General features: G+C 72.2%; 14 protein-coding genes. 5 read left to right on the top strand and 9 right to left on the bottom strand.

Annotated elements, in window-relative coordinates; translation table 11 throughout:
• Nucleotides 1–34: 34 nt before the first annotated feature.
• The 7 genes from AC07DI_RS12555 to AC07DI_RS12525 form a co-directional block, all read right to left on the bottom strand.
• A complete protein-coding gene (locus AC07DI_RS12555) occupies nt 35–865 on the bottom strand; it encodes a helix-turn-helix domain-containing protein (RefSeq protein WP_478904187.1) in 831 nt (276 codons plus the stop codon).
• On the bottom strand, nt 862–1,392 hold the full coding sequence (locus AC07DI_RS12550; protein WP_478904186.1) for a DUF6879 family protein: 531 nt from the start codon (nt 1,390–1,392) through the stop codon (nt 862–864). The genes AC07DI_RS12555 and AC07DI_RS12550 overlap by 4 nt, the downstream gene beginning before the upstream one ends.
• A complete protein-coding gene (locus AC07DI_RS12545; protein WP_478904184.1) occupies nt 1,376–1,582 on the bottom strand; it encodes a hypothetical protein in 207 nt (68 codons plus the stop codon). Before AC07DI_RS12545 ends, AC07DI_RS12550 begins: the two co-directional genes overlap by 17 nt.
• A 227-nt stretch (nt 1,583–1,809) precedes the next feature.
• Complete coding sequence (locus AC07DI_RS12540) at nt 1,810–3,171, bottom strand: AAA domain-containing protein (RefSeq protein ID WP_478904182.1); 1,362 nt, start codon at nt 3,169–3,171, stop codon at nt 1,810–1,812.
• Nucleotides 3,171–4,772, bottom strand: coding sequence for a hypothetical protein (locus AC07DI_RS12535; protein WP_478904181.1), 1,602 nt, complete (start codon nt 4,770–4,772; stop codon nt 3,171–3,173). Before AC07DI_RS12535 ends, AC07DI_RS12540 begins: the two co-directional genes overlap by 1 nt.
• Nucleotides 4,773–4,890: 118 nt before the next feature.
• Nucleotides 4,891–6,048 carry a hypothetical protein gene (locus AC07DI_RS12530; RefSeq protein ID WP_478904179.1) on the bottom strand — a complete coding sequence of 386 codons (1,158 nt, stop codon included), beginning with the start codon at nt 6,046–6,048 and terminating at the stop codon, nt 4,891–4,893.
• Entirely contained in the window at nt 5,981–6,952 is a 972-nt protein-coding gene (locus AC07DI_RS12525; protein ID WP_384253939.1) for a phosphatase PAP2 family protein, read from the bottom strand. Before AC07DI_RS12525 ends, AC07DI_RS12530 begins: the two co-directional genes overlap by 68 nt.
• 265 nt (nt 6,953–7,217) lie before the next feature.
• Here AC07DI_RS12525 and AC07DI_RS12520 point away from each other — a divergent pair, with 265 nt between their 5' ends.
• Entirely contained in the window at nt 7,218–7,811 is a 594-nt protein-coding gene (locus tag AC07DI_RS12520) for a histidine phosphatase family protein (protein WP_384253941.1), read from the top strand.
• Nucleotides 7,812–7,860: 49 nt separating this feature from the next.
• On the opposite strand, the gene AC07DI_RS12515 is transcribed toward AC07DI_RS12520, so the two are convergent.
• Nucleotides 7,861–9,339 carry an NsdA family TPR-like regulatory protein gene (locus AC07DI_RS12515; RefSeq protein ID WP_384253943.1) on the bottom strand — a complete coding sequence of 493 codons (1,479 nt, stop codon included), beginning with the start codon at nt 9,337–9,339 and terminating at the stop codon, nt 7,861–7,863.
• Between the two features lie 305 nt (nt 9,340–9,644).
• On the opposite strand from AC07DI_RS12515, the gene AC07DI_RS12510 reads away from it, so the two are divergent.
• Together AC07DI_RS12510 and AC07DI_RS12505 are read left to right on the top strand one after the other, a co-directional pair.
• Nucleotides 9,645–10,145, top strand: a complete 501-nt coding sequence (locus AC07DI_RS12510) for a hypothetical protein (RefSeq protein WP_384254096.1) — start codon at nt 9,645–9,647, stop codon at nt 10,143–10,145.
• Nucleotides 10,146–10,221: 76 nt separating this feature from the next.
• Nucleotides 10,222–11,082, top strand: coding sequence for a spermidine synthase (locus tag AC07DI_RS12505; RefSeq protein ID WP_478904177.1), 861 nt, complete (start codon nt 10,222–10,224; stop codon nt 11,080–11,082).
• A 51-nt stretch (nt 11,083–11,133) separates the two neighbouring features.
• Here the strand turns inward: AC07DI_RS12505 and AC07DI_RS12500 are convergent, their stop codons facing one another.
• Complete coding sequence (locus tag AC07DI_RS12500; protein WP_478904175.1) at nt 11,134–11,676, bottom strand: hypothetical protein; 543 nt, start codon at nt 11,674–11,676, stop codon at nt 11,134–11,136.
• A gap of 122 nt (nt 11,677–11,798) precedes the next feature.
• Between AC07DI_RS12500 and AC07DI_RS12495 the strand changes: the two genes are divergently transcribed.
• Together AC07DI_RS12495 and AC07DI_RS12490 are read left to right on the top strand one after the other, a co-directional pair.
• Nucleotides 11,799–12,503: a response regulator transcription factor gene (locus AC07DI_RS12495; protein ID WP_384253950.1), complete on the top strand. Its 705-nt coding sequence runs from the start codon at nt 11,799–11,801 to the stop codon at nt 12,501–12,503.
• Entirely contained in the window at nt 12,500–13,888 is a 1,389-nt protein-coding gene (locus AC07DI_RS12490) for a sensor histidine kinase (protein WP_478904173.1), read from the top strand. Before AC07DI_RS12495 ends, AC07DI_RS12490 begins: the two co-directional genes overlap by 4 nt.
• Nucleotides 13,889–14,029: the final 141 nt, after the last annotated feature.

Raw genomic sequence — 14,029 nt, 5'->3', positions numbered from 1 at the left:
ATGAGTACATCCTCGGACTGCCAGCGAGGGACCTCTAGCCTCTTTCCCGTTGTCTCAAGAAGTCATCTCGGAGCCCTGCAACGAAGGCCCGCATTTCCTCACCCACGAGAGCCGTGCTCTCGAAACCAACGAACTTACTCACGTACAGCTCGACGTCTCTGGCTTCGGTAGTGGTGATCTCGGCGTGAGGGATTTCGACAATGGCTAGGTTTGTATCGAAAAGAACGAACGAGGAGCCAGGTAAGTCAGTCATAGGTGCCGACAGGGGAAGTACCCCGATACCCACATTCGGCATTCTCGACATAGTAATGAGCTTGTCTAGCTGCGCTGCCAGCATCGAGGGGCGAACGATTCTCCACCTGAGTACGGACTCAGTGATCACGAACCGAAAGGTTCGGCCGGTGCCGTGCAGGACCTCTTGCCGGAGCAGACGTGCACCCATCATCTTCTCTAGGGCGCCTTGCGTGTAGCCGTGCCTGCTAAGGATGGCGCGGGCGTATTCGGGGGTCTGGAGTAGGCCAGGAATGCATGACGGCTGAAAGAGCCGCATGAGGGTCGTCTGAGCCTCTATCGCCCGGATCTCGTCCTGGTGCTTGTGGAGCCCGGTACGCCGCAGGATGCGCCACGCCGTCGCCTCCGTCGCCGCCTTACGGGCAGCTTCGGTAAGTCGGGCCTTGACCTCCTCCGAGACCTCCAAGGCCGTGAGGATGCGCTCCACGTCTATCAGACTCGGCGCAAGCGCTTCGTTCTCAATCTTGCTGAGCTTGCTTGGAGACATGACAGCGCTACGGGCGACCGCCTTAGCCTGCTTTCCGCTGGCTTCTCGCAGTTCCCGTAGCGCCCGACCGATATTGATGTTGTTCACGCTGGCTTGTGCTGCTCCCACCAGTCGCGGAACGGGATAGCGTTACTCAGGGCTGCGTCTCGGTACTCTAGCCATTCCTGCGCCTGCTCCTCGGGGGCCAGTTCTGCGCCTAGAAATTCTCCGCCGTCGCCGTACTGCATAGTCACGACCGAGCGTTCATCGAAGGCCCAGAAGTCCGGCACACCTTCTAGAGGGCTCGGCTGTTCGGTGGTGTCGAGGATGAAGAACTCTTCCCCGGCTTCCTGGTTTCGGACGTAACCCCATCCGAGTTCGAACCGCAGGTAATCGCTCAAGGGGCGAGCCAGGATGTGCACGCGGTACATGCGCTTACCGGCTTGTGTGGCGTCCCGTACGGTCGTGACCCAACCGGCTGACTTGTACTCTTCCGGCTGCGGCTTACCGGCCAAGAATGCGTGGTAAGCGTTGACCCCGCCCGACTTGCTGTAGTCGTCCAGGGTCTCAAGCCGGAACGCTTCCCGCTGAAATTCCTTGAAGAGGTTCCCGAAGTCTTCAGGCGAGATGTTCACGGGCCACCCTCAAAAGCAGAGACACGGGGATACGCACGGCGGTTTCGTTGTTCGGTAGCTGCATGGTGGTGAGCGCTTCCTCGTCGTCCACCTTGAAGCCCTGCACTAAGACGTTCTCGGTGCCCTCTACCGCCCACACGGTCGGGCACGGCCCCTCGTCACATTCGCTTGCAAGCTGGTTGAGCTTCACTGGCTAACCCCCTGCGTAGGTCAGTGTCCTGTTCGATCCTCGCGACGCTGTGACAGCCGGGTCAAGGTGGCCCAGTTGAGAGAACAGGAAACTCGGGACGGTAGCCCACATACGGTCGTCACGAGGAAGGGAAGGAAGCTGCCTCGTCCGTGGGCGGTCTCATGACCCACGCATGACCAACAGCGGTCCGAACGCCGGACCGTGTACGGCGCAGGCCGCACGCTGGTTCAGGGACGCCACACCACGCGATGTTCGGACAAGTGATCCCACGTGGTAAACATTGCATCCCAGCCGTCCGGGAACTTCACCGTGACGCCCAGCTGGACCGGTTCCGTCGACGGGTGGTCGTCAAGCAGGGCGCTGACGCCCGCGCGGCAGACCACGATGCAGGCGTGCCGGTGGCGCGACGCCAGTACGCAGAGGCGGCCCGTCTCCAGGTGGAAGGCGGTCGCGTCGGGGCGGCCCGAGAGCGGGTGCAGGACGACCGTCACGTCGTACTCGCGGCCCTGGAGGCGGTTGGCCGTGTCCACCGTGACGTCCAGGACGCCAAGATCGGCGAGGGCCGCGCGGACCGCCGCCGCCTGGTCGCGGTGGGCGGTGCCGACCGCGATGCGGTCGGCGGTGAGAGGCGCGGGGTCGGGGCCGCGCTCCGACGTGGCGGCGCCCCCGCGGTCGAGGAGGCGGCGGACGACCTGGGCCAGCGCGTGGACCGCCTCGGGATCCGTGCGCGGCGTGTTGCGCGCGGGCAGTTCGAGGAGCCCCCAGCCCGACTCCGCCGCCTCGTCGATCACCCGGTCCGGACCCGAACCGTCCGACGGCACCGCGAAGACCAGCGAACGGTCCCCGTGGCCCGTGCCGCTGCGGAAGGGCGTGTACGGGTAGAACGCGTCGGAGACGAGGGGCGCGGCCGAGGCGGGAAGCCGCCAGGAGACCGGGAGGCGGTGCTGCGGCAGTTCGGGATTGTGGGCGAGGAGGGTGGTCACGGCCGAGGCCGAGGGATCGTACGACAGACCCGCCCACTGCTCCGCGCCGACGATCGAGAACGGATCCAGCTGCCCCGGATCGCCCACGAACAGCGCCCGCTCGAAGAGGCCCGCCACGGCGAGCAGCGCGTCCGAACGCATCTGGTACGCCTCGTCGACGATGGCGTGGCCCCACGGCGCGTCCAGCTGGTCGGCCTTGACGTGCGCCCACTTCGCGGCCGTCGAGATGACGACGTCCAGACCCGCGAGATCCCCCGCCTTCGTCGACTTGCGTACGTTCGCCAGGTCGTCGAGCGCCTTGTCGTACGGGTCGGCGTCGCTGCTGTGCAGACGGCCGACCGGAAGCTCGGGGTCCTTCTCGGCGAGGCGTAGGACCAGGTCGTCGACCTGCGCGTTCGTCTGCGCGATGATCATCAATGGGCGCCCGGCCGCAGCCAGTTCACGGGCCGCGCGGACCACGAGTGTCGACTTTCCCGCGCCGGGCGGGGAGTCCACCACGACGCCGCGGTGCGTGCCGTGCAGCGTGTCGTGGAGGATCGCCTCCGTGGCGCGCGCGGCGTCGGCGCCGGGGTCACAGGCGCCGCCCGCGGGCGGGGCGAGCTGCATCACAGGATGTCCTCCGCGGTGACGGGGTCGGGGCTCTGCGCGCGGGCCGGGTCCGTGGTGTCGGCGGGCGGTCCGCCGTGCGTCCACGGGGTGGCCTCCGGATCAGGCAGTTTGGGGCCGCCGCGCTGCTCGTGCTCGAAGAGGGTCCAGCAGATCCGGTCGCCCTTCTCGGGCACGGACCCCTGATCGGGCTCCTTGCCGCGACCCATCTTGTCGGTGAGGCGCAGCACGACGGCACCCTCCCCTTCGTACGCCACGAACTCCGCGGTCTGCGGCTTGCCCTGGAGCGAGCGGTACACCTTCGTGCGCTCGCCGAGGTGCGGCCGGTCGTCCGTGCGGACGGTGACGAGGGGACGCGGGCGCGGGCTCTTGGCCTCGCTGTACGCCATGACGACCTCCGTCACCTCACCGGCGAAGGCCTCGCCCGCGAGGCGGCGGCCCGCCATCACCAGGGGATCGTCGAGGGCTTCCTGGGCGTCCAGGCGCGCCTGTTCGCGCTCGCGGGTCGCCAGCTTGTTGGCCGCGGTGACCGCGTCGTCGACGCGCGGCTGCGGCGGCTCGCCCGCCGTCACGCGGTCGCGGTGCCCGGTGAACGACCAGCGGTCGCGGGTCCACCGCTCGGCGGCGCGCGGGGCCTCGGGGAGCGTGCACAGGGCGTCGAGACCGCGCCATACCGCGTCCCAGGTGGGACGCGTCCTGCTCTCGATGAGGGCGTGGATCTCCCGCTCGGCGGCGGTCAGCGCGGCCAGCCGCCGGTCGGCCTCGACGCCGTCCTCCGCGGCGGCAAGGGCGGTGCGCGCGCGGTCGTAGCGCTCCATGGCCGGGGCGAGCAGGTCGTTGTCGAACGCCGGGTCGGTGGCCGGTCCCGCGGGTGGGCACAGCAGCTGGCCGTCCCGGTCGCGGGCCAGTTCGGCGCGGAGCGCGGCCTCGGCGCCCGAGGTGCCCTCCGGGGCCTCGATCCAGGCGAGCAGGGCGCCCAGATGCTGGTCCTCAAGGCTGGACTGGCCGGTCGCCCAGTGCCGGGAGAGCAGCTCGGTCATGGCGACGAGCAGCGACGAACCGGGGACGCGGGCGCGCTCCCCGAAATGCGTCAGCCAGCGGCCGAGGAGGGGGACGCGGGGCGGCGCAGGGTAGGGCGCCTCGGGGTCCTGCTCGGCGGTGCGGCGAAAGCGCATGGAGCGGCCGAGGAGCCGTACGAACTCGATGCCGGCCCGGCTCGGGACGATCAGCTGCGGGGCGTCCGCGCAGAGCTCGACCTCGACCTTGACGCGTTTGCCGGTCTCCGGGTCGGTCTCGTTCCGCTCGGCGGCCTCGACGTCCTGCGCGAAACTGTCGACGTACGGCAGGACGACCTCGGCGAGCTGCGCGAGGAACGCGAAGCGCAGGTCGCGGTCGCGGGGCTGCGGGACGGTCAGGAGGCGGGGCGAGGTCCGCTCGGTCCCGACGAGCGCGCCGAGCGGCGCACCCGTCTCGCCCGCGGTGGTGAGCGGCACGAGGACGAGGGGCCGCTGCGAGATGTGCCGGTGCCGGACGGTGGCCCGCGGCTGGGCCCGCCCGGTACTGACCGCCTCAAGGCGGGCGAGGGTGTCGATCAGCGACATGGGCAGCCCCTTGCGGAGAACGGGTGGGTGGGTGAGGAGAACCCGCCGCGAAGTGGCAGGGCAGCCGGCCGCCCCACAACGGAAGCCCCACCCGGAAAGACGCCCACAAGAGCCGGCCTCAGCAAGAGCCACCCCCCAAGGCGCCCCCGCCGGACACCGCGGCCCTGCGCAGCCCCGCCGCCCGGCGCAACGCCGCGACCGCCGGGTCCGCCGGATCCCCCGCCGTCCCCGCGGCCGCCGCGAGAACCTCGCCGATGGTGCTCAGGCCGCCGAGCTCACCGCGGATCGAGCGCCCCAGGGCTGTCACGTCGCCCCGCGCGCGGGCCCGGTCCCGGCAGTGGAAGGCCAGCTCGCAGGCGGCCAGGCACTCGGGCGCGTACGTCGCGGGGACCGACTCGACCGCCGCGGCCAGCTCGTCGGCCGGGCGCCGCACGTCGAACGTGGTGCCTTCGGGGAGCTCCGCCGCGATGTCCTCGACCCGGGTCAGCCGCTCCAGCTGGCGACGGGTGACCGACAGCTGCTTGCGTACGTCGATCGCGGACGCGGCCAGCAGGTTGGAGAAGTCCTTGGGGCAGACGAGGAGGACGTGGTGCCGGACGTGGGGCGCCGGGTCCATGCGCCCGGCCACCCGCTCCAGCGCCAGTGCGTACACCGCGGCCTGGCGCGCGGCCGCGCCGACCTTCGCGGCGTCCGCCGAGCCGTCGATCATCGGGAAGGACTTGATCTCGACGACCGTCCAGGTGCCGTCCGGGTGGACGACCACCGCGTCCGGTTCGAGGAAGGCGGGCGTCCCGGCGACGTCCAGGGCCAGCATGGGGTGGTCGAGAAGCGTCCAGCCGCCGGACCCGGTGGCCTCCCGCAGCGCGAGCGCGGTGCGCGCGGCGCGGCCCTCGGGGCCCGCGGCGGACAGATCGGGCACGGAGGATTCGCCGGGCACGGGCTCGGGTCCGCCGCCCAGCCGGCCGTGGGTCAGCCGCAGCAGCTCCGCGCCGCCGTCGGCCTTGACCCGCGCCTCGAAGGCATTGCCCCGGATGAACGCGAACTGCGACTGGCCGAAGCCGGAGGGCGAGCCGAGCGACTGCGCGAGCGCCGTCTTGTCCACGCCCGCGCCGTCGAGCAGCGCGCGCCGTCTGCACCCCGGGTTGGCCGCGAGCGCGGCCAGGGCCCGGGCGTCCAGCGGTCGCGCGGGGAGATCCGCGCCGCGCAGCTCAGTGAGCCGGTGCCGGAGCGCCGTCCGCCGCTTCGGCCGGTCGGCCTGCCTCGGCCGGGCGGGCACTCGGCTCGGCGCCGGCGGCGGCACTCTGCTTGCGCTGTCGGGGAATTCGCTCACCTGCCGAAGTCTGGCACCCGGCACTGACAATTGAGGGCTCTGTGGTGGACGAGGTCGCGGAGGAGGACAGGAAACGCGCCCTGAGCCGGTTCGTCACCGGGTCCGTGAGCTGCCGCACGGGGCGTACGAGCAGGAGTCCGACACCCATCACGGCGACGCCCGCGAGCGCGTCGAAGAAGTAGTGGTTGGCGGTGCCCATCACCACGATCGTCGTGATGAGCGGGTAGGCGACCGCGGCCACCTTGGTCAGCGGCGAGCGCCCGCAGCGCCACAGCATCACACCGCACCACAGCGCCCACCCGACGTGCAGGCTCGGCATGGCCGCGTACTGGTTCGTCATCCCGCCGAGGCCGCGGGGCGCGCTCGCCTCGCCGCCCCACCAGCCGAAGTCGCTGTACTGCGCCATGGTGTCGACGAATCCGTGGCCCCCGCTCAGCAGCCGGGGCGGGCAGGTCGGCAGGAGCGTGAAGCCGATCAGGCCGATCATGGTGGAGATCATCAGCCACGCGCGTGCCGCGCGGTAGCGGACCGCGTGGCTGCGGAACAGCCAGATCAGGACGGCCGGCGTGACCAGGTAGTGCAGCGACGCGTACCAGAAGTCCGCGGGGACGCCGATCCAGGCGTTGGCCGTGAAGAGACGGTTCAGCGGGCTCTCCGCGTTGAGCCGCAGGAACTGCTCGACCCGGAGGATTCCCACCCCGTGGTCGACCGCGCTGGCGACGTCGCCACGGACGACCAGCCGTCCGGCCGAGTACGCGGCGTACACCAGCACGAGCAGTGGCAGCTCGGTCCACCAGCGAAGCCGGTGCCCGGTTGTGCCCGTCGTGGCCGGCACGTCGGTCTTCGGCATCCGGTCGGTCCCCCATCATCTCTGTTCATGCGGCGTATGCCGCGGCCTCACTTTACGGCGTACGCACAGGCCGTCGAGGCGTCCCCCGGCCGACTAAGACGCAGAGATCGGCACAGGGGTTGCCAAGGAGGGCGGTCGGTCGAATCCTGCCGCGTTCCGGGTGGGTGATGATGGAGGGAACAGGCGCCGACTGTCTGTAAAAAGCATCAAAAGTCCCGTCGGCCTGTGCGGCGGACGGGCGCGCGTACGACTTGGAGAGATCCCCATGGCACCCCGCATCCTGCTGGCCCGGCACGGACAGACGGAATGGTCACTGTCCGGGAAGCACACCGGCAGGACCGACATCCCCCTCCTGAAGGAGGGGCGCCGCGGTGCCGAACTCCTGGGCGAGCGGCTGCACCGCGCGCCCTACGACGGCCTCCCGGACGTCGAGGTGCGCACGAGCCCGCTCTCCCGCGCGCGGGAGACGTGCGAGATCGCCGGCTTCGGTGACCGCGCCACCGCCTGGGACGCGCTCATGGAGTTCGACTACGGCGCGTACGACGGCATGACCCCCGCGGACATCCAGGCGGTCCGCCCCGGCTGGTTCATCTGGCGCGACGGCGTTCCCGACGGCGAGACGCTGGAGCAGGTCGCCGCGCGCGCGGATGAGGTCGTCGACTGGGCCAGGAGCGCCGACCGCGATGTGCTGGTCTTCGCGCACGGCCACATCCTGCGGGTCATCGGCGCCCGCTGGCTGGGCCTCGGCATCGAGTTCGCGGCCCGCGTCCGCCTCAACCCGACATCCCTCTCGACTCTCGGCTGGGCCTACGGAGAGCCCGCCATCGAGTCGTGGAACGAGACGGGCCACCTGGCTTGACCCGACCCCCCTGCACGCACCGCTGATACCGCTGATACCGCTGATACCGCTACGTCCGCGCGGTGCGCAGGCGCGCGTGCTTCTCCAGGAAGTCGCTCACCTCGGCGTTGTCGCGGTGCGGCAGGAGCACCCGCGCCGTCGTGGCCAGCATCGACTGGATGCGCGAGGACTGCACCTCGCCGAGGAGCGCGAGGACCTCGAGCCCCGCCGTCGCGGCCTCGTCGGGACGGCCCGCGCGGGCCAGGTCGTCGGCGAGCTCGGCGGTGTAGAGGGCGATGTTCCGGGTGAACTGAGGGGTCTGCGAGGAGGCGGTGGCCGCCGCGAGCCGGGCGTGCCCCGCGGCCCGCGCCCACTCGCCGAGCGCCGACCAGCACTGCGCCTCGAGGCCCGCGAGCTCGGCCGGGCCGTAGAAGGTCATCCACTCCGGGTCGTCGTCGCAGGCCCCCCGGTCGAAGAGGCCGTGGGCGCGGATGAGTGCCTGCTCGCAGCCCGAGCGGTCGCCGAGCCCGGCCCACCCCCCGGCCTCCCGCAGCGCGAGGAGCGAGAGCAGCCGGTGCGAGCCGAGCCGGCGGGCGGCGCGGGTCGCCGCCTGCGCGGCCCGCACCGCCTCCCGGGGGCGGCCCGCGTCCCGCGCGAGGAAGGCCGTGTTGCAGAAGGCGTGCGCCTCCAGGGCGTCGTCCCCGCAGACCCGGGCCGTAGCGAGGGCCTCGGCGTAGTGCGAGCGGGCGTCGTCGAAGCGGCCCGAGTCGTGCGCCAGCCAGCCGACGGAGATGGCCAGTTCACCGGCGCCCGCGTGCAGCCGGTCCGAGGTGGACTGGCGGGTGGTGGTCCCGGCGTCGAGCAGGGTGTAGGCGGTGCGCAGGGGCGCCGCCGCGCGCCGGTAGAGGCCGTCGGCGCCGTGCCGGTCGTCGAGCAGCCTGATCTTGCGGACGGCCGCCTCGACCGCGCCGGCCTCGGCGTCGCCGACCTTGCGCCCGCGCAGCGCGGCCGCCTCCGCCGGGCCGCCCAGCGTGAGCCCGATGGGCCCGAGGGCCGCGACCACGGTGGCCGTCGAGCCGGTCATGAATGCGCGACGCTGCACGTCGCTCTCCTCGTGGGTCTGGACCGCGTACGGATCACAGGCGTGAGGGTCGGACCCGGACGGATGGGACTCGTACGGATGAATCGTGGTCGGTGGTCGGTTCGTTGTGCCGGTCCCGATGGTGCCGTTGAGCGCAGGCGCGTCGGGTTCGGCGTGCACATGCCTTCCGCGCACCAGGGCGCGGGGGGCGAATCCGAGGTCCGTCAGCGTCCTGCCCGGGAACATGTGCAGGAACACGCGTTCGTAGGCGTAGTTGGGGCAACGGATCTCGCCCGCCTCCACGCGTCCGACGTAGCGCGCGTCGCAGCTGACCCGCTCGCCGATCTCGCGGGCGGAGCGCCGCACCGCCGCGGCGAACTCGCCCGGCGAGCGCCGCCCGCGGAGCTGGCGGAAGACGAGGTTCGGTCGTGGGGACTGAGTTGACGATGCCATCGGTGAGGACGCCATGGCCGGACCCTCTCGTGCGGACCGTGCCGGAGTGTGCCCACGCTCGCGCACCGGGTTCCGCGCCCGCGCACTGGACCTCGCGGCGCTGCCCCTGTTCCGGCAGAGCACGAAGGTACCGGCTGTGACGGGCCCGACACACAGTGTTTGGCTACAAACCGGATATCTCACACCTCATCCGCCATGAACTGCCATCCTTTGCGGCGGCGCGCCGCAGTGCCTGTTGACGCCGAATCGCGTTGAACCACGAAGAGCGGGAGTCAGGCGGTCCCGCACTCGCGAGGAGGATCCCCTTGTTGGAGATCGGCATGGAGAACAGCGACTCCCGTACGAAGAACGGCGTGCCACCGGCCTCCCTGACGACAGCCCGGCACCGGCCATCCCAGGACCGCAGCGCCCCGCCGGGCCCGGTGCCCCGCGAAGAGGAGGGCTGCGACCTCGTCACGGTCCCGGCCAGGCAGGGGCTCGAAGCGGTCGACATCCTGCGCCGCGGCGCGGGCGACACCGTCGGCCCCGTGCTGCACGACGGGGGCTGCGACACCCTCGGCTTCCTGGTGCCGCCCGGCACCGCCGACGGCTGGGACCTGCCGGGCAGCGCCTGCACCCAGACCTTCGGGCGCGGCCTGAGTGTCCATGCCGAGCCGGAGCCGGGCCCCGACGGCCCCGTCGTCCCCGAGCCGCCGGTCGCGGGCACCGGCTGGCTGCTGCCCCCGGACGGTGAGAGCGACCCCGTGACCGACCCGGCCGTCCTGCGGGCCGCGCTCGGCCAGGCCGCCCGCACCATCGAGGCCGCCGACAACTGCCGCTGACCGGGAAACCGCCGCCGACCTGCGCCCCCGCACCACCCCGCGGGCCGCCCCGCCCCCGTACGCCGATAATGGCCGGATGGCAAGGAACAAGCGGTCCCGGGAAGCACGGGAGGCCGTCGTCGAGGATGTGGACGGCGGGCTCGCCGAACTCATGCCGGACCGGGACAGGCCCCGCGCCTGGACGCTGCTCGTGGACGGCGCCCCACAGTCCCACGTCGACCTCGACGACCCCGCGTACCTCGACTTCGAGTACCAGCGCAGGATCGGCCACATCGCCGACCTCGCCGCCCCGCCCGGCAAACCGGTCCACGCCCTGCACCTCGGCGGCGGCGCCTTCACCCTCGCCCGCTACATAGCCGCGACCCGCCCCCGCTCCACCCAGCAGATCGTCGAGCGCGACACCGCCCTCATCCAGCTCGTCCGCCGCGAACTGCCCCTGGACCCCCAGAGCCGCATACGCGTGCGCGGCACCGACGCCCGCGACGGCCTCGCCAAGATCGCCGACGGCTGGGCCGACCTCGTCATAGCCGACGTCTTCAGCGGGGCACGCACCCCCGCGCACCTCACGAGCACCGAATTCCTCACCGACGTACGCAGGGTCCTCAAGCCCGGCGGGTACTACGCCGCCAACCTCGCCGACGGCCCGCCCCTGGCCCACCTGCGCGGCCAGATAGCCACCGCGGCCGCGCTCTTCCCCGAACTCGCGCTCGCCGCCGACCCGGCCGTGCTGCGCGGCAAGCGCTTCGGCAACGCCGTACTGCTCTGCTCCGACCACCCGCTGCCCGTCGCCGAGCTGACCCGGCGCTGCGCGGGCGACCCGCACCCCGGCAGGGTCGAACACGGCCGCGGGCTCAAGGACTTCAGCGGCGGAGCGACGGCCGTTTCGGACGCCGGCGCGGTCGCCTCACCGGCGCCGCCCCCCTCGGTCTTCCGCTGACGGCGGCGCGGTCCGGTCCCTTGGGGACCGCACTGCCCGACTCCCGCCCGCTCAGTACTTGTTGATCTCCACACGCGGCGCCGTGTCGTGCCAGGTGCAGAAGACCGAGACCCGGGCCGCGCCCCCGGTGAACTCCACCCGGACCCACTTGTCCTGCTTCCACGTCTGCACCGACCAGCCCGTCGCCGGGGTCGCCGAGACCAGCGTCGCGGAGTCCCTGCCGAGGTCGAGGACGACCCGGCCGCCGTCGGTGTTGTAGCTCTTCACCGTGCCCGTACTGGAGGTCGTGGGCGGCGGCGACGGCTTGTCGACGTGCGTTCCGGACGGGTCGGGCGAAAGCGGCGCCTTCGACGCCTTGTGGGGCTTCGGGGACTTTGGGGGCTTCGAGGGCTTCTCGGTCGGCGTGGACACGGGGCGGTGCGTCGAGGAGGCCAGCGGATCCGCGCGACCGCCGTCGTCGCCCGCCAGGGGCAGGGCGCGCGGCGGGTCGTACGCGGTGCCCGCCATCACCGTGTGGACGCCCCACCAGGACAGCGTGACCGCCGCGCCCGTGGCGAGCGACCAGGCGATTGTGTGTACGAGTCCTCTGCGCATCGCGGGCCATACTGCACCACGCCTCGCGCAGCTGTCCCGCGGGACGGCCGGGCCCCGCGCTTCCCGGTGGGGGAGCGTCCCGGAGAGGACCGCGTTCCTCCGTATGGCGTACGGTGCCGCCCATGGCAAGTGTGCTCGTCGTCGAGGATGACCAGTTCGTACGCTCCGCCCTCATCCGGCATCTGACCGAGGCGTCGCACACCGTGCGCAGCGTCGGCACCGCCCTGGAGGCGCTGCGGGAGGTCGCGCATTACCGCTTCGACGTGGTGATCCTGGACCTCGGACTGCCCGACCTCGACGGGTCGGAGGCGCTGAAGATGCTGCGCGGCATCACGGACGTCCCCGTGATCATCGCGACCGCGCGGGACGACGAGACGGAGATCGTCCGGCTCCTGAACGACGGCGCCGACGACTACCTCACCAAGCCGTTCTCCGTGGAGCACCTCTCCGCGCGGATGGCGGCCGTGCTGCGCCGCGTGCGCGTCCCGGCCGGCGAGGGGCCGCCGAACGACGTCCTCCAGGTCGGCGGCCTCACCATCGACCCGCTGCGGCGCCAGGCCGATCTTGACGGGGCCCGGCTCGACCTGACCCGGCGCGAGTTCGACCTGCTCGCCTTCCTCGCCGGGCGGCCCGGCGTCGTCGTGCCGCGCAAGGAACTGCTCGCCGAGGTCTGGCAGCAGAGCTACGGCGACGACCAGACCATCGACGTACACCTGTCGTGGCTGCGGCGGAAGCTGGGCGAGACGGCCGCCCGCCCGCGCTACCTCCACACCCTGCGCGGTGTCGGCGTGAAGCTGGAGCCGCCGCTGCCGGAGCCACCACTGTGAGATGGGCCCTCGTCAAGGTCTGCCTGGCCGTCACGACGATGGTCGTGGTGGCCTTCGCGGTGCCGCTCGGCCTCGTCGTCAAGGAGATGGCCAGGGACCGGGCCATCTCGAACGCGGAGCGGCACGCCGCGGGAATGGGCCCCACGCTCTCCATCACCACCGACCGCGGCGAGCTCAACCGGGCCGTCGCCTCCTCCGAGGCGGGCGGCGAAGGGCGGATGGCCGTGTACGTACCGGCCATCGGCGGCGCCCCCGCCTTCGAGGTCGGCGACCCGCGGGCCGAGGCGCGCGCCGTGGAGGCCACCCGCAAGGAGGGCAGGGCGAGGACCACCGGGGTGCCCGGCGGGTTCGTGGTCCTCCAGCCGACCGCGCTCAGTTCGGGCACGGCCGTCGTGGAGATCTACGTGCCCGAGGCCGAGGTCAGCAACGGCGTGACCACGGCGTGGCTGGTGCTCGCGGGGGTGGGCATCGCACTCGTCATCGGCTCCGTGGCGGTCGCGGACCGGCTCGGCGTACGCATGGTCCAGCCCGCCAGGCGTCTGGTGGGCGCCGCGCACGACCTCGGCGAGGGCAAGCTGGGGGCGCGGGTGCCGGAGGAGGGGCCGACCGAACTGCGCCTCGCCGCCGTCGCGTTCAACTCGATGGCCGACCAGGTCGTCCAGCTCCTCGCCAACGAGCGGGAACTGGCGGCCGACCTCTCCCACCGGCTGCGTACGCCGCTGACCGTGCTGCGCCTCAACACGGCCTCGCTCGGTGACGGGCCCGCGGCCGAACAGACCCGCACGGCGGTCGAGACGCTGGAGCGCGAGGTCGACACGATCATCCGCACCGCGCGGGACGCCAAGCCGCAGACGGCCATGGCCGGAGCCGGAACGGGCTGCGACGCGGCCGAGGTGATCCGGGAGCGGATGGCGTTCTGGTCGGCGCTCGCCGAGGACGAGGGGCGCGAGGTCCGGGTCGCGGGCGTCGACCGGCCGGTCCGGATACCGGTGGCCCGCCCCGAACTGGTGGCCGCGCTCGACGCGTTGCTCGGCAACGTCTTCCGGCACACGGGCGAAGGCACCGCCTTCTCGGTGGACCTCCACAGCGGCGAGGACGCGGTGATCGTCCTCGTCTCCGACGCGGGCGGCGGCATCGCCGACCCCGAGGCCGCGCTGGCCCGGGGCGCGGGATCCGGTGAGGCCGGGTCCACCGGCCTCGGCCTCGACATCGTGCGCCGCCTCGCCGAGTCGACGGGCGGCGACGTGCGGATCGGCAGCTCGGTACTGGGCGGCACGGAGGTCCGCATCTGGATCCAGCTGGACGCGCGCCGTCCGGGGGAGGCCCGCCGGGGCCACCGGGGCGCCGCGGTACGCCGCCGCAGGCGCGCGCCCAGTACGGGCTGAAGGCCCTGCACAGTCCGCCGCGCCGGCGCCGGGCCGGCGGGGGGCGGAGACAGGCACGGAGACGGGCACGCGGACCGCACGTGAGGCAGGCGCCGGCGGCCCCGATCTTTAATCGACCCCCATCCCTCCCTTAAGCGCACC

This window comes from Streptomyces sp. NPDC044106, from assembly GCF_056433985.1.
Note: the sequence above shows the minus strand (reverse complement) of the source record. Positions and strands in the feature narration are given on the sequence as shown.